The sequence below is a fragment of the Halodesulfovibrio spirochaetisodalis genome, assembly GCF_001672295.1.
Classification (GTDB): Bacteria; Desulfobacterota; Desulfovibrionia; order Desulfovibrionales; family Desulfovibrionaceae; genus Halodesulfovibrio; species Halodesulfovibrio spirochaetisodalis.
On the sequence record NZ_JXMS01000004.1, the window covers coordinates 49,783 to 67,430 of the forward strand.

At 45.8% G+C, this 17,648-nt stretch carries 18 protein-coding genes and 1 tRNA gene; 18 read left to right on the top strand and 1 reads right to left on the bottom strand.

The genetic code is table 11. The features are described from left to right. Window positions 1–356 precede the first annotated feature (356 nt). From SP90_RS03330 to SP90_RS03395, 14 genes are all read left to right on the top strand, one after another. Window positions 357–1,595, top strand: a complete 1,239-nt coding sequence (locus SP90_RS03330) for a hypothetical protein (protein ID WP_066852562.1) — start codon at window positions 357–359, stop codon at window positions 1,593–1,595. A 20-nt stretch (window positions 1,596–1,615) separates the two neighbouring features. Continuing rightward, window positions 1,616–2,074 (top strand): type III secretion system chaperone, encoded by a 459-nt coding sequence (locus SP90_RS03335; protein WP_066852563.1) that lies wholly within the window; start codon window positions 1,616–1,618, stop codon window positions 2,072–2,074. Between the two features lie 283 nt (window positions 2,075–2,357). Beyond that, on the top strand, window positions 2,358–3,311 hold the full coding sequence (locus SP90_RS03340) for a hydrogenase small subunit (protein WP_066852566.1): 954 nt from the start codon (window positions 2,358–2,360) through the stop codon (window positions 3,309–3,311). A 38-nt stretch (window positions 3,312–3,349) separates the two neighbouring features. Continuing rightward, window positions 3,350–5,038, top strand: a complete 1,689-nt coding sequence (locus SP90_RS03345) for a nickel-dependent hydrogenase large subunit (RefSeq protein WP_066852568.1) — start codon at window positions 3,350–3,352, stop codon at window positions 5,036–5,038. A gap of 149 nt (window positions 5,039–5,187) precedes the next feature. Beyond that, the gene (locus tag SP90_RS03350) at window positions 5,188–5,676 is read left to right on the top strand and encodes a HyaD/HybD family hydrogenase maturation endopeptidase (RefSeq protein ID WP_066852570.1); all 489 of its coding nucleotides are present in this window, start codon (window positions 5,188–5,190) and stop codon (window positions 5,674–5,676) included. Between the two features lie 56 nt (window positions 5,677–5,732). Next, window positions 5,733–5,984, top strand: coding sequence for a HypC/HybG/HupF family hydrogenase formation chaperone (locus SP90_RS03355; RefSeq protein WP_066852572.1), 252 nt, complete (start codon window positions 5,733–5,735; stop codon window positions 5,982–5,984). A gap of 173 nt (window positions 5,985–6,157) precedes the next feature. Further along, a complete protein-coding gene (gene ileS / locus SP90_RS03360) occupies window positions 6,158–8,971 on the top strand; it encodes an isoleucine--tRNA ligase (protein ID WP_066852573.1) in 2,814 nt (937 codons plus the stop codon). A gap of 278 nt (window positions 8,972–9,249) precedes the next feature. Further along, complete coding sequence (gene lspA, locus SP90_RS03365) at window positions 9,250–9,720, top strand: signal peptidase II (protein WP_066852585.1); 471 nt, start codon at window positions 9,250–9,252, stop codon at window positions 9,718–9,720. Between the two features lie 13 nt (window positions 9,721–9,733). Then, a complete protein-coding gene (locus SP90_RS03370) occupies window positions 9,734–10,006 on the top strand; it encodes a PLD nuclease N-terminal domain-containing protein (protein WP_066852586.1) in 273 nt (90 codons plus the stop codon). Window positions 10,007–10,009: 3 nt separating this feature from the next. After that, window positions 10,010–10,921, top strand: coding sequence for a tol-pal system protein YbgF (ybgF, locus tag SP90_RS03375; RefSeq protein ID WP_066852588.1), 912 nt, complete (start codon window positions 10,010–10,012; stop codon window positions 10,919–10,921). An 18-nt stretch (window positions 10,922–10,939) separates the two neighbouring features. After that, a complete protein-coding gene (locus SP90_RS03380; RefSeq protein WP_066852590.1) occupies window positions 10,940–11,371 on the top strand; it encodes an NIL domain-containing protein in 432 nt (143 codons plus the stop codon). A gap of 16 nt (window positions 11,372–11,387) precedes the next feature. After that, complete coding sequence (locus SP90_RS03385; protein WP_066852593.1) at window positions 11,388–11,897, top strand: hypothetical protein; 510 nt, start codon at window positions 11,388–11,390, stop codon at window positions 11,895–11,897. Between the two features lie 270 nt (window positions 11,898–12,167). After that, a complete protein-coding gene (locus tag SP90_RS03390; protein ID WP_066852595.1) occupies window positions 12,168–12,890 on the top strand; it encodes a protein phosphatase CheZ in 723 nt (240 codons plus the stop codon). A gap of 192 nt (window positions 12,891–13,082) precedes the next feature. Next, a tRNA-Ile gene (locus SP90_RS03395) sits at window positions 13,083–13,158 on the top strand. A gap of 146 nt (window positions 13,159–13,304) precedes the next feature. Here the strand turns inward: SP90_RS03395 and SP90_RS03400 are convergent. Continuing rightward, a complete protein-coding gene (locus SP90_RS03400) occupies window positions 13,305–13,616 on the bottom strand; it encodes a hypothetical protein (protein ID WP_066852597.1) in 312 nt (103 codons plus the stop codon). 348 nt (window positions 13,617–13,964) lie between these two features. On the opposite strand from SP90_RS03400, the gene SP90_RS03405 reads away from it, so the two are divergent. The 4 genes from SP90_RS03405 (at window position 13,965) to SP90_RS03420 (ending at window position 17,234) form a co-directional block, all read left to right on the top strand. Beyond that, window positions 13,965–14,390, top strand: coding sequence for an RrF2 family transcriptional regulator (locus SP90_RS03405; protein WP_066852599.1), 426 nt, complete (start codon window positions 13,965–13,967; stop codon window positions 14,388–14,390). Between the two features lie 348 nt (window positions 14,391–14,738). Continuing rightward, entirely contained in the window at window positions 14,739–15,149 is a 411-nt protein-coding gene (locus SP90_RS03410; RefSeq protein WP_066852601.1) for an RrF2 family transcriptional regulator, read from the top strand. A gap of 229 nt (window positions 15,150–15,378) precedes the next feature. Continuing rightward, a complete protein-coding gene (gene sqr, locus SP90_RS03415) occupies window positions 15,379–16,617 on the top strand; it encodes a type III sulfide quinone reductase, selenoprotein subtype (protein ID WP_066852603.1) in 1,239 nt (412 codons plus the stop codon). Between the two features lie 11 nt (window positions 16,618–16,628). Further along, complete coding sequence (locus tag SP90_RS03420) at window positions 16,629–17,234, top strand: DUF1641 domain-containing protein (protein WP_066852605.1); 606 nt, start codon at window positions 16,629–16,631, stop codon at window positions 17,232–17,234. Window positions 17,235–17,648 lie beyond the last annotated feature (414 nt).

Genomic DNA, 17,648 nt, shown 5'->3' on the forward strand with positions numbered 1-17,648 from the left:
AAGTGCCTGTGCAGTACAAAAAGACAAGCAAAGCCAAACTCAACATTCCCATGTCTGAGTTTGGCTTTTTTTCATTATGCACAAATGCCATGTGCAAACGTCGTATCACATAATCTTGCTGCCAACATTTCTTACTCATGCCATTTTATTTGTCATCAAATATACATTTTCTCTGCTTCATTACCGTTTTTTTACCCCCCTCAGTCTACAAGTGCACACAGGTATCTGTGCCACTACTAAGCGTTGCTCCCCTTTTTTCGATTGATCTTCTTTTAGGAACACACCTTGCATGTATCTATCAAGTCTAACTGACTTCATAGATTACGTACTACCAGACAACTCTACGGGGAAAGACTATGAAAGTTATTGAAAACAACCATCAGCTCTTTGGGCTTTCAGGATTTGATAAATTAACCCATAGCAACGACACTGTTGAACTCAAAGGAAAGCAGTTACGTGCAGGCCAATCATGGAAAGGACGTATCGTCTCTGTTCTTGAATCCATTGGTATCTTCAAAGAATACTGCACAGACTTTCGCAATAAAGAGGAATCCAACAGTAATACCGCAGCCTGGCAACTTTTCGGTGGATTAAAAGAAAAGTACGGTGAAGCCACAGTTACAGCCGCTCTGGAAAACACAAAAGAGCGTTTTAAAGGTATGGACATTGTTCGAACCGGCTCTGGGCTCACAACTGGAACAGGAAGCCAGACAACGCTTCTTACATGTGGTGAAGTACGAGCCGTTATGGACGAAGCGTCAGCCATTCATAAATATCTTGAGTTGAACCCTAAGCCACAAACGCGGGAAATGGGCACACAAACCGATACACCGGTCATGTGCGACTCTGAAACTCAGACAGAACGCCAAAGCTCTTTGAACCCGTTATCTAAACTCATAGCCAAAGCGCATACACATGCAACTGCAGCTACAACGCATACGGAGACAACAGCTACCACAGTTTCTGACATGGGAACTCCTGCTCCAAAAACAACTAAAAATGCTAACCCGATCACAAACACCATTAAAAACCACTACTTGGCAAAGGGTGTTGTTCAGGACGAAAAAGAGTTACTGAATATTTTACATAAGATGGGAAAATCGCCTAAACATCTCTCCAAACCTCGTACAGAATATGTCACTTCGAAAGTTCTGAAAGATGTTCGGGAGCTCCCAGAAGGTACGACTCTCAATAAAAAAAAGGTTCTGGATCTGGCAGAAAAAGCGCTGACAAAAGCACTGTCACACAATTCTGCATGGAATACTGCCAAAGCCATCAAAATGGGAGCAGCAAAACATGTACGCCACACAAATACTGAACTGAAGGACGAATTAAAAACACTGGCAACCACAGTCAAAGTCAGTGCAAAGGCATACATAACATCCGAATTAATAAAAACAATTGCGCAAAAAGAGGGTATAACCTTGGATAAGGCGCAAACTAAATTTGCAATGAAAGAAGCTATCAGCAGTGCCGCATATACTGCAGAGATGCAGGGGATTATGCTTGATACAACGAACTTTGACGAACTTGCAAAAATAATGGTTCATCACGCCAAAGATAAAAAGCCATATCAATTGTTCGCTAACTTGTAACTCACCCGGGACACACTTATATGGATAACCTTGCTATTGTACAAAACGTGTTGAAAGAGTTCGGTAAAATTATTGATCTCGATTCAATAGCACTAAATGACACCGGAAGCTGTAAACTAGTCCTCGACGATCTTGAAATTCATTTAGAAATAGATGATGCAACTGACAGTCTTATGCTGCTCAGCCCTGTTGCTGAGGGCACAGAACAACTCATGGCAGATGCGCTGGAGTTGAATCTTTTCTGGGGACACCTCAATGGATGCAGATTTACCCTGCTCCGCAGCATCAACGTACTTGCTCTGCTAAACAGACTTCCAACCACGGGACTAGATATCACCGTATTTGAAAAAGAACTGAATACGTTTGCTGACACTGCTCTTACCTGGAAAAGAGCATTCAATGAAATGCCGGTTCCTGATGAACAGCCGACAATGCCCGACTGTGAACTGCAAAAGCAAAACCTGCTTAACCAAATATAGCCCTCAATCATAGTGAACTGCGTATCATACGCAGTTCACTATGTACCATTCCTATCTCTTCTTTCTCCCTGCCTTATTTCATACTTCCCCAGAATATAATAAGAATCATGCGATGATATTTTATTTTTCTATTATGAAAAAAAAATCAATCATGCTATGTTGATGCCAATTATACCAGTTGACTTCTTCATTATTTATAGATGTTACAGATGAAGCCAACAGTATTTATACGTCTGGTGTAGCACCCAGGTGCAAACCGTGTCCTTCCTTATAAGGAGGTTGTATGAAAATTTCTGTAGGTCTCGGCAAAGACGATGTCGTTGAACGACTGGAGAAAAAAGGGGTCTCCCGCCGTCAGTTCCTCAAGTACTGTACTGCTGCTGCGGTATCCCTCGGAATGGCTCCAGCATTCGGCGCCAAGATTGCCGAAGCAGTCACCTCTAAACTTCGCCCTTCTGTTGTGTATTTGCATTGTGCAGAATGCACCGGCTGTACCGAAGCTCTCCTTCGGGCGCATGAGCCGTACATTCAAGAGATTCTCTTTGATACTATCTCATTAGATTATGATGAAACAATTATGGCTGCTGCCGGTGATGCTGCTGAAAAAGCACTTGAACAGGCTGTTGCAAACCCTAATGGATTCATCCTTGCTGTTGAGGGCGGTATCCCGACCAAAGACGGTGGCGTTTATGGTAAAGTTGCCGGTCATACCATGTATGACATTGTGACAAAAATTGCCCCTAAAGCCACAGCTCTGATCAACCACGGCACATGTGCGTGCTATGGTGGTATTCAGGCTGCTGCTCCTAACCCGACAGGCGCAAAAGGTGTCAACGAAGTTCTTAAAGACAAAAAGATTGTGGGCATCAATGTTCCGGGTTGTCCTCCTAACCCGTACAACTTTGTACACACCATTCTCTTTTATCTTGCAGAAAAGAAAGCGCCGGAACTTGATGATCTGCAGCGTCCTGTCCCATTCTTCGGTACTACTGTACACGACCAGTGCCCTCGCCTACCGCATTTTGATGCAGGAGAATTCGCCCCTTCGTTTAATTCCGAAGAGGCTCGTAAGGGATGGTGCCTATATGAACTGGGCTGTAAGGGACCTGACACCTACAACAACTGCCCTACAATCAAGTTCAATCAGGTAAACTGGCCTGTGGAAGCAGGTCACCCGTGTATCGGCTGCTCTGAACCAGACTTCTGGGACGAAATGACTCCGTTCTATGAAAACTAGCAGCTTGAACCGTTAGCCTATCCCAAGGAGCAAGATACATGAAAAGCAATTCCTCTGGATTCCCTGTTACCCCTCAGGGCAGCAAGAGCGGCAGAGTTGTTGTAGATCCTATCTCGCGTATCGAAGGACACCTTCGAATCGAGGTAGAGTTAAAAGATGGCAAAATTGCCAACGCATGGAGTTCTTCAACTCTGTTCCGCGGCATTGAGATAATCCTTCAAGGACGTAAGCCGGAAGATGCCCAGCACTTTACGCAACGTTCATGCGGTGTATGTACATACGTACATGGTATTGCATCCACCCGTGCAGTTGAAGACGCATGCAAGGTGACTATTCCGGAAAACGCCACACTCATTCGAAATCTGGTCATGGCATCTCAATACATGCATGACCACATTGTGCACTTCTATCATCTCTGCGGACTGGACTGGATTGATGTTGCAGGCGCGTTAAAGGCAGATCCTAAAAAAGCTGCTTCCATTGCCAACTCCATTTCTCCTCGTGAGACTAAAGCAGAAGATCTGAAAGCCGTACAGGACACCCTCAAGAAATTTGTTGAAAGCGGCCAGCTCGGTCCGTTTACCAACGCATATTTCTTAGGCGGCCATGAAGGTTACTACTTGAGCCCGGAACTCAACCTTATAGGCACCGCCCATTACTTGGAAGCATTGCGCATCCAGCTTCTTCCTGCACGCGCAATGGCCATCTTCGGTGGAAAAAACCCGCATCCGCAATTCATGCAGGTTGGCGGCGTAACTTGCTACAAGTCTTTAGAAAAAGACAAGCTGAAACAGTTCCGCGATCTGGTCATGCAGACCAAAAACTTCATTGATCAGGTCTATATTCCAGACCTTATTGCCATCGCAGGTCAGTACAAAGACTGGACACAATACGGCGGCTGTACAAACTTCATGACCTTTGGCGAATTCCCGACCAAAGGGCAGGAAATGGATAACCGCTACTTCCCTGCCGGCATTGTTATGGATCGTAAGTTTGATAACATTCAAAAATTTGATCCTGACAAAATCGCAGAGCATGTCCGCTACAGCTGGTACAAAGGCGATAAGGCACTCCATCCATATGAAGGCGTAACCGATCCTAAATATACAGACATGTTCGGTGAAGACCGTTACTCGTGGATGAAAGCTCCGCGCTATGATGGTAAAGCTATGGAGACCGGCCCGCTGGCACAGGTGCTTGTCGCCTATGCCAAAGAGCATCCAAAAGTGAAGCCGCTGGTAGACCACGTTATCAACACGCTCGGCATTAAAGTTGAGAACATGTACTCAACTCTTGGCCGTATTGCTGCCAGAGGCATTGAAACTGCTGTGGTTGCAGAACACTGCGTGGACATGCTCAACCAGCTTGAAGGCAACCTTGCTGCTGGTAAAAACCAGATCATCGAAGACATCGACATGGTGGATCAAGCTGAGGGTGTCGGCTTTGTTAACGCTCCTCGTGGCGGACTCTCACACTGGACCAGAATCAAGGACAAAAAAATTGAAAACTTCCAGCTTGTAGTGCCTTCCACATGGAACCTCGGCCCTCGCTGTGCAAATGATCTCTTGTCTCCAGTTGAAGAAGCTCTCGTTGGCACACCAGTTGCCGATGCAGAACGCCCTGTTGAAATCCTCAGAACTGTACACTCATTCGATCCATGTATCGCCTGCGGCGTTCATGTTATCGACGGTAAAACCAATAAAGTACACAAGTTCCAAATCAGATAAGAAAAGGGTCACCTTTTCAGTTGTTTTGCCTGTCAGGGAGCCTTGGATGAGGCTCCCTGACCTGTCATAACAAACTTTATAGCCACCTTCCCGCTGTTTTCAACCTGTTGCTGTTTTCTTCAGCCAGCAAAGAAAAAGGAAAAACACTCATGGCTACTCCTCCTCAAATTCTTGTTCTTGGCGTGGGCAACACGCTGTACACAGACGAAGGCCTCGGGGTTCGTGCTGTCGAACGTCTATCCTCTGCCTATACCTTTTCAGACAATGTAACGATATTTGATGGTGGTACACTTGGTATGAAGCTGATGGATCACATCGTTAACTATGACAAACTGATTGTCGTAGACGCCGTATTATGCGGTGACAAAGCAGGCTCCGTTTACCGCCTTGTGGGCGAGGATCTACGCAAGAGCCTTGGCTTCAACAACTCAATGCACCAGACAGATCTTGTGGATACGCTTATTTTTTGCGAATTATTAGGGAACAAACCGGACACTGTGGTCATAGGCATGGAACCTAATGACTATGAAACAATGAATATAAATCTCTCATCAGAAGTAGCTTGCAAACTCGATTCAATGTGTGACATTGTACTTCAGGAAATAACCGAGTCCGGTGGTGCTTTTTTCACAAAATAGCCTGCCGGAATATCTTTTGTTGAACAATCAGCATTACGCTGTTCCTAGGAGTGCTTATGTGTCTTGCAATTCCTGCTGAAGTTGTAGAAATTCAGTCTGATACCATGGCAAAATGTCGTGTTGGGCAAAGTGAAACGTACATTGACGCCTCTACTATGCTTTTAGAAAGCCCTGCAGAGATAGGTGACTTTGTGATTGTTCACGCAGGGTTTGCCCTTCGTAAGCTAGATTTTGACGAAGCACAGGAGACGCTGCGTCTGCTCAGACAAATGGCAGGAATTAACGAAAGTACGCCGGGTGCTTTTTAGCTCTATGCAATATAGTTGTTAAAAGTCTCCTGTAGAATACCTGCAGGGGACTTTTTTCTTTTGACAAAAAAGTTATTTTTCTTCATCACAGCTGTGATCTTGACTTTAGCAAGCATTTAACTCAATCTAACTGACTTATTTCAGCAATGTTACTTCCGGAGGAAGAGATTCCCATGAGCGACTACAAAAAGACGCTGCATCTCCCAAAAACCAAATTTCCTATGAAGGCCAACCTCTCCCAGAAAGAGCCAGAAATGCTCAAAGAATGGGAAAGCAAAAAAGCCTACGATGCAATGCTCGCTGCTAGCGGCGAAAACGGTGAGTACGTCCTGCACGACGGCCCTCCGTATGCTAACGGTCACCTCCACCTTGGTCATGCACTGAACAAGGTTCTTAAAGATATAATTATTAAGTCTCAGAACATGCAGGGAAAAAAAGCTCAGTATGTTCCGGGCTGGGACTGCCACGGTCTCCCGATTGAGCTTAAAGTTGAACAGCAGCTTGGTGATAAGAAAAACACTATCCCTGAGCATGTCTTCCGTAAGGTTTGCCGCGAATACGCAGAAAAGTATGTCGGCATCCAGCGTAAAGAATTCAAACGCCTCGGTGTACTTGGTGAATGGGAAAAACCATACCTCACCATGCACCCGTCTTACGAAGCAGCTACTGCCCGTGAACTTGGTCGCTTTATGGAAAACGGCTCTGTTGCCCGCAGCAAAAAGCCGATCTACTGGTGTGCTTCCTGTAAAACTGCTCTTGCAGAAGCAGAAGTTGAGTACGACGACCACGTTTCACCTTCTATCTTCGTTCGCTTCCCGATGAATGATGCGCGTGTTAAGGAAGTATTCCCGCAGGCTGATCCAGCTAAAACATTCGCTGTTATCTGGACAACCACACCGTGGACTATTCCTGATAACATGGGCATCGCTGTTCACCCTGAGCTTGAATACAGCCTTGTTGCTGTAAACGGCGACTTCTACCTTCTTGCATCCGCACTGGTAGAAGACAACGCTAAGACCTTCGGATGGGAAGACTACTCCGTTGTCGGCACAACAACTGGTGACAAACTCGAAGGTCTTGTTGCAAAGCACCCTATTTACGACCGTGAATCTCCAATCTGCCTTGGTGATCATGTTACTACCGAGTCCGGTACCGGCTGCGTTCACACAGCTCCTGGTCACGGTCGGGAAGACTTTGAAGTCGGTCAGAAATACGGTCTTGAAATTTACTCCCCAATGGACGACGAAGCACGCTTCCTCGATTCCGTTGAGTTCTTCGCAGGCCTTACCGTTACCGAAGCTAACCCTAAGGTAATTGAAAAGCTTGAAGAAGTAGGCAACCTCCTTGCTCAGTCCAAGGTAAAACACTCCTACCCACACTGCTGGAGATGTAAAAAGCCTGTTATCTTCCGTGCTACTACTCAGTGGTTCATCACCATGGAAGCTAACGATCTTCGCAAGCGTTCCCTTGATGCAATCCGTAACGACGTTAAGTGGATTCCAGCATGGGGCGAAGAACGTATCTACAATATGATTGAAAACCGCCCTGACTGGTGTATTTCCCGTCAGCGTATGTGGGGCGTGCCAATCATCGCATTGCTTTGTAAGAGCTGTGATGAAGCGTGGTACGACACAGACTGGGTGAAAGGCATTGTAGAAAAATTTGCTGAACACAAAACAGGTTGTGACTACTGGTTCGAGTCAGACATTACTGACCTCGTGCCGGAAGGTCTTGCCTGTCCTAAGTGTGGCGGCAACCATTGGAAACGCAGCAGAGACATTCTCGACGTATGGTTCGACTCCGGCACAAGCTTTGCCGCAGTTGTAGAGCAGCGTCCGGAACTCAGCTTCCCTGCTGACATGTACCTTGAAGGTTCTGACCAGCACCGCGGTTGGTTCCACAGCTCCTTGCTGGCCTCAATGGGTACCCGTGGATGTCCTCCATACAAAGAAGTACTCACGCACGGCTACGTTGTAGACGGTGAAGGCAAAAAAATGTCCAAATCTATGGGCAACGGCATTGAACCTGAAGAAGTAATCAAAAAATACGGTGCTGAAATCCTCCGTATGTGGGCTTCTTCTGTTGAATACCGCGAAGACGTTCGTATCTCTGAAGAAATTCTGAGCCGTCTTGTAGATGCCTACCGCCGCATCCGTAACACAAGCCGCTACCTGCTTGGTAACATCAATGACCTTACTGCAGATGCGCTCGTGCCATTTGAAGAAATGGAACCACTCGACCGCTACGCAGTAGATCTTGTTTGCCGTGCACATGAAAAAATTCAGGCTGCATACTCTGAGTATGAGTTCCACAAGGTTTACCACACACTGCATAACCTGTGCACAACCGATCTTTCTTCTTTCTACCTCGATATCTTGAAAGATCGCCTGTACTCTTCTGCTGCAAACAGCAAAGAGCGTCGCTCTGCACAGACTGCAATGCTGCACATCGTAACCCTGCTGGTACGCAACATGGCTCCGGTTCTCAGCTTCACAGCGGAAGAAGTGTTCAAATACATCCCTGAAGGTCTCAAGCCGGAAGTAGAAACTGTATTTGCACTCTCCTCCAAGGAACTGCAGCTCTTCTCCATTACTGATGAAGAGCGTGCAAACTGGGATATGCTGCTGCAGGTTCGCTCTGAAATGACTAAAGCGATTGAGCCTGTGCGTAAGGAAGGTATCGTAGGTCACCCTCTCGATACTCATGTTACCCTGTACATGGCAGCACCGATTGCAAAAAAACTTGAAGCACTGAAGACTGATCTTCGTGCAAACTTCATTGTTTCCCAGCTTTCAACAGCTGCACTCGAAGATGCGCCTGCTGACGCATTTGAGTCTGAAACAGTGGAAGGTCTCAAAATCACCGTTGCTAAAGCTGAAGGTGAAAAATGCGAACGTTGCTGGATTTACAGCAATGAACTCGGCACCAACGGCGAACACCCTACTATCTGCCCACGCTGTACAGGCGTGCTGCAGACAGAAGATTAAGAATATAGATATCAGGAGAGCACGGTGCAAAGGCCGTGCTCTCCTGATACTTGAAACAACCGGTTGGTCATGCTTACGCAAATTCGATCCAACCACACATATGGCTGCGTAACCGGAGACGAAGCAGGCTGCTGACATAACTTCGACTCCCCCTCCCGTCTTGGGAGAAAGCAGCGCAACGTACTCACAAAAGACAAGCAAGTTCTCGTTTTTCAGACACCTGCCGGACTTGCTGCGGCAGGTTCTTTTTTATTTGTGCTTCCGTCCATGGAGGGTTCATGCGCAATCGTTACCTGATCGTATATGGAATAGGTTTATTTTCCGTTATTGCAGATCAGTTCACCAAATGGCTCACCGTCCAGAACATTCCCCTTTGGAGTGGCTTTCCTGTTATTCCTGGTTTTTTCAATTTAGTGCATGTACTTAACCGCGGTGCTGCATTCGGTTTTCTCAACAACACTGAGACAAACTGGCAGATATGGCTCTTCAGTGGTGCAGCTGTCGCAGCCTGTATTGCAGTACATCTGATGACGCGTTCTGCAAAACCTAACAAACTTCTTTTTACAGCACTCGGCCTTATTCTGGGCGGCGCGGTAGGCAACCTGATTGACCGTATCAGAATAGGTGCTGTTATCGACTTTCTTGATTTTTATTACAAAAACTACCATTGGCCGGCATTTAACGTTGCTGACATCTGCATTTGTGTCGGCGCGGGCTTAATCCTGCTGACTGTCAAAGATATCGCATAAAGAGAGGAGTATTATGAAGGATCTGCTGCCTATACTTAATGTCTTTTCCTTAACTGATCAGCATCCAGCACTGCTGGTGCTGGCTCTTGCACTTCCAATTCTGCCCAATCTGTGGTCTATTTGGCATTCATATAAACACGAATTCACCTCACCAATGGAAAAATACGGTTGGATGCTCGCCGGCGTAATGCTGCCGGTTATCGGTGGAATTCTTTACCTGCTGTTCGGTTTCCGACGCACTACCGGTCTGGCCTCATGGGCTAAACCACCCCAACAGAGAGGATAATCCATGCGACTTGCTGTTCGTATTACCCTTATTTGTTTCAGTATGCTTTTTCTCTTCGCCTGTGTAAGGCAGGATCAAGTCAACTTACTTGAGCAAAGAATATCTGAGCAGGAACAACAGATTCTTGCACTTAACAATTCCCTCGGCTCTACGTCGAAAGCAATTGAAAATGTCCGCCCTGAACAGGCTGATATAGTATCTGATTTAAAAGCTATGAAGGTTTCCGTGGCTACCATGGAAGGCCAGCTTGAAGACTTACAAAATGAGACAGGCAACGTAGCTTCAATTGAAGCTGACGTAGCCGACATTAAAAGCCGTATTGCGCAGATTGAAAGTGCAATTCGTATGATGTCCTCACAGCTTGGCATTGAAAACTCACTTCCGGCTCCGGCACCAAGAACAACAGGTGCGGCACCGGCTGCCACTGCAACGACTGCCGACGCGATGCTTCCACAGCAGAACGGTCAAGTAGTGTCAGGCACTCCGCCTGCTCCTCCAACACCGGCTGTGCCTGCTGTTTCACCTAAAACAGCTGCACCGGAAGACCTTGCGGAAGCTCTCTACAGCAACGCGTTAAAAGCATTCAACGAGCGTCGCTACGAAGATGCACAACGTATGTGGAGTGAATATGAGCGCACCTACCCTAAATCCAAACTGGCTGCCAACGCCAAGTTCTGGCAGGGTGAAGCGTACTTTCAGATGCAAAACTACCCGCGTGCGACATTAGCGTACGAAGATGTTATTAAGAAATATACAAAAAGCAGCAAATACCCTCAGGCGCTGTTAAAACAGGGTATCAGTTTTCTTAAACAAGGCAAAAAGAATGCCGGCAAGTTCCGCCTGAATCAACTGATTAAGGAATTCCCTAAATCAGTTGAGGCAACCCGCGCAAAGCAGGAGCTTGCTAAAAAGTAAGTGCAATTGGTTAGCAACATGACAAAAGAGTACCGTAAAAACGTCCATCTGACTTTTCCTCCGACCATTTCCGGTTCACCTGTTATCTGTGACCTTACCAAAATGTTTGATCTTTCCTTCAACATTTTGAAAGCACAGATTACCCCTCGTAAAGAGGGTCATATGACCGTTGAAATCATGGGCACCAAGGAAAACTACCAGAAGGGCATCGAGTATCTGGAAAAAAACCGAATTGTAGTAACCCCTGTTACTCAGCGAATCTCACGCGATGAAGATTCCTGCATGCACTGTGGTATGTGTACGGCAATCTGTCCTAATGGTTCTCTATTTGTTGACCGTGAAAAACGAATTGTTGTATTTGATATCGATCGATGCACTGCTTGCGGTATGTGCGTACGAGTCTGTCCTGTAAATGCAATGCACGTAGATGCTGAAAATGGAATGATCTAACCGACGGAGCCAGATAATGGAAAAACGTGAATTTGCTTCCATCTCCTTGTATCTCAAAGGCCGTATGCGCCTTCTCACTGACAAAGATGAACCGTCCCGTTTTTCCGGTTTCGGCCTTTCAGACTCAGCTAATGATGTTGAAGAGCTTACAAACTCGCATACACCAGAAGCAATGGTTTCATTTCTGCTGAATATGAATGCAAAACTTGATGCGATTCTGTCTCATTTAAAGCACGATCAGCTTGAAGAGGACTTTCCAAATCGTATTGAAATTCTGGAACTCAGCGGATCACAGGTAACTGTAAGAAACACAAACGGTCTTTCTGAAGGGGCGCACCTTGAACTGCTCATATTCCTCAGCGACTTCCCGTTAAGTGTTGCAGGTGCTTGTGGTAAGGTAATCAAAGCAGACCCAAAAACTGCAACTATTGAGTTTGGCAGAATAAGCGCAGAAGACAGAGAAAAAATCGTACACCATGTATTTGTAGAAGAACGCAGGCAAATACGAACACAACGCCTAGCATAATATCTCGTACAACAACTGATGTACCGCTCTTACATGTAAGCATAAGCCCTCCTGTTCTTGGAAACAGGAGGGCTTTTTTATTGTATTGTTTGTCATAAATACGTTGCGAAGCGGTTACATTTATTCACCAATTCCTTTTACGGAAGGAAAACTGCGTAGAACCCGTTGATTTTCAGGTAATAATTATTCATAGTTACGGAGCTCTCACTGGCAGTTATATTTTTCACATTCTCTTTCTCACCTCAACAAAGCCTCAGGGGGACTTGTTACATGACCACCACAGACACTTCTGTAATGGATGAAATTCTCGACCGCGTTTCCAGCCAACTCGCAGGCAGCATTACACAGACCATTACCAACAGTGTAGAAAACACCCTTAGTGAGCACCTGACACAGGCATTGATGGAAGGAGAGTTCTACAAAAAACTCAGTGTAGAGATGCACGAAGGTCTCCAGTCAATTTATTCTGAAATCACTGCCGGTCCTGCTGAACAAGACCCTTCAGAAGAAAAAGAAGCCACGCAGCTTTTTGGTGAAGCATCTGAACAGCTTGATGCTGTTTACACGACGCTTGAAAACGCCACAAATGACATCATGACCATTGTTGAGCACCAGATTCAGATGCGTGAACTCGCACTTGCACACCTACAAAATGCACGCCGTTCACAACCGGACAACAAAGACCTTGCGGCTCTTGCTTCCCTTGAAAGCAAACTTACACAGAATATGAACGAAATTATGACCGCACTCAGCTTTCAAGACCTTGCCGGTCAGCGCATCCTCCGTATTGTCGGAGCGCTCCAAAAACTCAAAACAACAGTATCTGACCTCTACTCTACCAGTGACTTTATTGCAGTGAAAAAAGCAGAACGCGAATCACAAGCAAAACAAGGGAATGCAAACAAACCAGTAACAAACTCTGAGCTTAAAGGACCAAGCGACACTGCTACCCAGTCAGATGTTGACAATCTTCTCGCATCGTTGGGACTTTAGAATTTAGCTGTTTCTGATTACATTTGTATATATTTCCTGTATGTTGCACTTTGCTGCGTGCTTCCGTCAGCATATATTTTTTTCTGAGGAAATAGAAAAAAACGTTGAGACCACCGTCAATAGCATCTTTTTGCAGATTTGCAATTGACAGTGAGTTACCAAGGTGTTAGCTACTCCTCCTCAGCACATAAAGGGCCTATAGCTCAGTTGGCAGAGCCTCCGGCTCATAACCGGCAGGTCGCAGGTTCAAATCCTGCTAGGCCCACCAGAAGACATAAGGATTTATGAGATATCTCATAAATCCTTTTTCTGTATATAGCGCCAAACCAGGCAGCATCTCATAAGTAAAGTTCGTAAAAAAAGCTTCACACTGCATGTGAAGCTTTTTTTGTCAGTTACGTATGCTTGAATCAATCAATTCAGAATCCAAAACGCCAAGCCTACAACGGTACCAATAAGTATTGATGAAGGAAGCATAATAAACGGAGCTTTTTTATCATCGCGCATAGCCAGAATTGCCAATGGTAACGTACAGATTCCGTAAACCAGCCCGCCTTTCCCCCACCACACAACAGGGACATGTATCTGCCAAAGCAGTACAGGCATGTACAAATGAAAAACAAAAGCTGAAGCACAAGCATATTTGTGCACCTTTGCCCGCAGCATAGGAACAACGTCAACGCAACCTGCTACTAACCCTATGCACAACAGCATCCACAACGACATACTCACTCCTCCTGTATTCACTCTTTTCGACTACCTTGCACAATGCAAGGTAGTGAAAAACATGTATCATGGTAATTTTTAAGAATAAACCATCTCTTTATGCCATACCGTACGGAAGTAGCATAAAATTGATTTCCTTCTCACTTCTCACTACAGAAACGTCATTGCACGGCTGACTGTGGAACAGCCAGTACGCATAACAAAGGCAGCTACCGAATGCGCCGATCATTATGATATGAATCGTTCAAAAGCCACGGCCTGCCTTGACGAAGAGTACTTACTAACGTAGTACTCTCATCAAATATCGACACGCAATTAACAGACTTCGTAATTTAAGGGGCATAATTAATGAAGCTTTCTGCGCGTACTCGCTATGCAGTCCGAATATTAGTAAAATTGGGACGGCATGGCACTGACTCACCATTGAAAACAACTTCCTTATCTGAATCCTCCGGAGTATCCGTACAATTTATAGAACAAATTTTGCGTCCCCTGAAAAAAGCTGGACTGATCACCAGTATGCGTGGCGCCGCAGGCGGGCATATGCTTGCCCAAAAACCTGACTCCATCTCCGTTGGAGACGTAATTAGAATTATGGAAGGACATGTGGGACTTACCGCATGTTGCGATAAAAAACTTGCGGATGACTGTCCTCGCAAAGAGTTCTGCACAACTCGGAGCGTCTGGATGAAGGCTTCACAAGTACTGGAAAACGAACTGAACTCTATCTCCCTGCAAGACATCATTGATGGAAAAGTTCATCCTCTTGAATAGCCGTTACCAGTCACCCTGTTACAAATTTTGCTCTGCAAAAACGTACTTATAGCGTACGTATAAGAAAGCCTCGCTCAAAAAAATAGCGAGGCTTTCTTATTATCAATCATTTTATCTTTTCTATTACTTTCCCCTAACCCTCTTCAGTCGTTACTAATAATTCATTTCGCTCCAATCCCCCCTTCTCATAACCCCCTATAATACACATACGTTTTTTTGCGAATCCTTGTTGACACCCTTTTCTGATTCAGCTATTTCCGACCTATCTAATCCGGATTAAATTAATCTGGATTACAAAAGTAGGAATTAGCTGAAAGCGAAACTGCACACCACCAAAAGGAGCATGTCATGCGTATCTCTACCACTGCACATAATGCATCGTTATTGCTTGCTCATCTTGCTCTTCAGGATGGCAATAAACCAGTTCCAGCAGCAACTTTGTCTGACAAAACAGGCATCTCTGTTAAGTTCATCGAAAAGATTATTCGCTCATTGAAGTCAGCCGGCATGGTACGAAGCGTACGCGGAGTTGCCGGAGGCCATATTCTTTGCAGACGTCCAGAGGACGTAACTCTGGCACAGGTACTGAGAGTAATCGAAGGCGGAGTAATTGCCCCTACTCCCCAGTCTGATGATGAAATTATGCAGCCTGGAGTTGTTGGTTCATGGGACAGTGTAGCTCAGGCATTAGAAGACACTCTTGAAAAGATCACTCTTGCAGACCTCATGCAGAGCGAAGCTTCAAGCTACAGTCAATAAATTTGTCGGTGACAGATCATTTATACAGGATGCGGCTTTGTCGCATCCTGCTTTGTGCTGTTACCAGCGTTTGTAAATCTATTCAGGAAAAGCCCGGTGCGTTGCCCACCGGCAAGCTTTTCCGTGAGTATATGTTGCTTTTTCAATCGTCTAAACATGACGTAACCGCTTACCGGTAGGCACGCCTGCCGGAAAGACTACTTCACTGATATGTAAGAGGAGATCAGGCATGAAGAAACTACTTATTCTCGGTTCAGGTTGTGGCGGCACAATGATTGCTGCAAAAATGCGCAAGCTGCTTGCCGAGAAAGAATGGGAGATCACCATCATCGACCGTGATCCGATGCACCACTACCAGCCAGGCTGGTTGTTTGTGCCTTTCGGTATCTACACTCCAGGTGATTGTGTAAAGCCTAAGGCTGAATTCATCCCTAAAGGTGTTAACTTCGTACTGGATACCATTACCAATATTGACCCTAAGAACAAAGTTGTTAGCACCAAAGAAGGCAAGTACGATTACGACTGGGTTGTAATCGGTACTGGTTGTCGCGTTGTGCCTGAAGAAGTTGAAGGCATGATGGATGACTGGCGCGGTGACATTCACGACTTCTACACACCTGACGGTGCTGCTGCACTCATGCCTAAGCTGCATGACTTCACCAAAGGTAAACTCATTCTGAACATCGCTGAGACACCGTACAAATGTCCAGTTGCTCCGCTTGAATTCCTCTACATGGCAGATGACTTCTTTAAGAAGCGCGGCGTGCGTGACAATATCGAGATCGAACTCGTTACTCCGCTCACTGGCGCATTCACCAAGTCTGTTGCTAACAAAATCCTTGGTGGCCTCTGTAAAGAAAAAGGCATTAACATCGTGCCTAACTTCGTACTCGACAGCGTAGATACCAAAAATAAAGCGCTTGTTGACGTAATGGGTGAAGAGATTAACTACGACTTGCTCGTATCCATCCCACCTAACTTCGGCCAGCAGGTTCTCGAAGATTCCGGTATCGGCGATGCAATGTGCTTCGTACCAACCGACAACTACACTCTCAAAGCTGAAGAGCACGAGAACATGTACGTTATCGGTGACGCAACCAACGTTCCTACTTCTAAAGCTGGTTCTGTTGCTCACTTCGAGTGCGACATCATCTGCGAAAACCTCTTCTCTGAAATCAATGGCGGCGAAGCACACCACAAGTTCGATGGTCACTCCAACTGCTTCATTGTAACCAGCCTTGAAAAAGCGTCTCTCATCGACTTTAACTACGAGACTGAGCCGCTTCCAGGTAAATTCCCGCTTCCGGGCGTAGGTCCGTTCGACCTCCTCGGCGACACACGCATGAACTACTACGGCAAGCAGATGTTCCGTTGGGTTTACTACAACCTCATGCTGAAAGGTCACGAGCTTCCGTTTGAGCCAAACATGTACATGGCTGGCAAAATCGACGTTCGTAAAAACAAATAGCGGAGCGTACCATGACCAATGAAGAACTCATTTTAGCTCGCCTTGAAGCTATGGAAGAAAAAATCAGCATGATGCACAGTCGCGCTGAGACCATGGCTGAACTCGGAGCCACTGTTACTCCGATTATGCGCGACACTCTTCACAACGTTCTGCTTGGCGAACTTGATTCCCTGCAGCACCGCTGTGAGCTTGACGACATCTCTGCCCTGTTGAAACGCTTTGTAATGAGCGTACGCAACATCACATGGGCACTTGAGCGTCTTGACGACCTCGTAGACATCTGGGCACTTACTGAGCCTATGATTAAGCCTACGTTCCTTGCTGCTATTGATAAGTTCCAGGAACTCGACGAAAAAGGTGTATTCAAATCCATCAATGCACTTGCCGGCTCCATGGGCAAAATCACTGACAAGTACACACCTGAAGAAATCGGCCGCATGGGCGATGGACTGGTTGTACTTGCAGGTCTTCTCGAAAAAATGGGCGATGCAGATCTTGAGAATGCACAGCCTGTCAGCCCTCTTGGTATGGTTGGAAAACTCCATTCTGCCGAATCCAAGCAGGCACTCGGCCTTGTTATGGAACTTCTTGCTGCTCTCGGCAAAGAAAAAGCATAACATCACCGAATATCGAATAGATAAAGCCCTCTGCAACATTTTGCAGAGGGCTTTTTTACGCTGTACAACGCATGAACTCTTTATTTTCGTCCCGACAATAAATTCCTACAAAAATAGTAGGAAAAAGGTTGAACCGAATTCTCTGATACTGTAACGTCAATTCCATGCAGTGAGTATTTAGAGCTCACAAGCAGGACACTGATACTATCTACTGCTATCAGTATGTTCAAAAAACATCGAACAGAAGTCTGGTCGATGTGCGTGTTGATATTTTTTTTGCCTTTAAATCATACCTTGCAAGTATGATTTTATATAGTCTCATTGTACAGGGCATGCACTGCAGCTGCTCCTATTGTACAATGTTCATTTTACCGGATTACATAATCTGATCGTGGGCACGCTCAACAAGGAGGA

Coding starts and splice junctions, on each gene's coding strand:
- SP90_RS03410 (WP_066852601.1), top strand. CDS start 14,739: ATGCGTATCTCTACCACTGCACATAATGCATCGTTATTGCTTGCTCAT.
- SP90_RS03405 (WP_066852599.1), top strand. CDS start 13,965: ATGAAGCTTTCTGCGCGTACTCGCTATGCAGTCCGAATATTAGTAAAA.
- SP90_RS03380 (WP_066852590.1), top strand. CDS start 10,940: ATGACAAAAGAGTACCGTAAAAACGTCCATCTGACTTTTCCTCCGACC.
- SP90_RS03370 (WP_066852586.1), top strand. CDS start 9,734: ATGAAGGATCTGCTGCCTATACTTAATGTCTTTTCCTTAACTGATCAG.
- SP90_RS03345 (WP_066852568.1), top strand. CDS start 3,350: ATGAAAAGCAATTCCTCTGGATTCCCTGTTACCCCTCAGGGCAGCAAG.
- SP90_RS03420 (WP_066852605.1), top strand. CDS start 16,629: ATGACCAATGAAGAACTCATTTTAGCTCGCCTTGAAGCTATGGAAGAA.
- SP90_RS03350 (WP_066852570.1), top strand. CDS start 5,188: ATGGCTACTCCTCCTCAAATTCTTGTTCTTGGCGTGGGCAACACGCTG.
- ybgF (WP_066852588.1), top strand. CDS start 10,010: ATGCGACTTGCTGTTCGTATTACCCTTATTTGTTTCAGTATGCTTTTT.
- SP90_RS03335 (WP_066852563.1), top strand. CDS start 1,616: ATGGATAACCTTGCTATTGTACAAAACGTGTTGAAAGAGTTCGGTAAA.
- SP90_RS03385 (WP_066852593.1), top strand. CDS start 11,388: ATGGAAAAACGTGAATTTGCTTCCATCTCCTTGTATCTCAAAGGCCGT.
- SP90_RS03390 (WP_066852595.1), top strand. CDS start 12,168: ATGACCACCACAGACACTTCTGTAATGGATGAAATTCTCGACCGCGTT.
- SP90_RS03340 (WP_066852566.1), top strand. CDS start 2,358: ATGAAAATTTCTGTAGGTCTCGGCAAAGACGATGTCGTTGAACGACTG.
- sqr (WP_066852603.1), top strand. CDS start 15,379: ATGAAGAAACTACTTATTCTCGGTTCAGGTTGTGGCGGCACAATGATT.
- SP90_RS03400 (WP_066852597.1), bottom strand. CDS start 13,616: ATGTCGTTGTGGATGCTGTTGTGCATAGGGTTAGTAGCAGGTTGCGTT.
- ileS (WP_066852573.1), top strand. CDS start 6,158: ATGAGCGACTACAAAAAGACGCTGCATCTCCCAAAAACCAAATTTCCT.
- SP90_RS03330 (WP_066852562.1), top strand. CDS start 357: ATGAAAGTTATTGAAAACAACCATCAGCTCTTTGGGCTTTCAGGATTT.
- SP90_RS03355 (WP_066852572.1), top strand. CDS start 5,733: ATGTGTCTTGCAATTCCTGCTGAAGTTGTAGAAATTCAGTCTGATACC.
- lspA (WP_066852585.1), top strand. CDS start 9,250: ATGCGCAATCGTTACCTGATCGTATATGGAATAGGTTTATTTTCCGTT.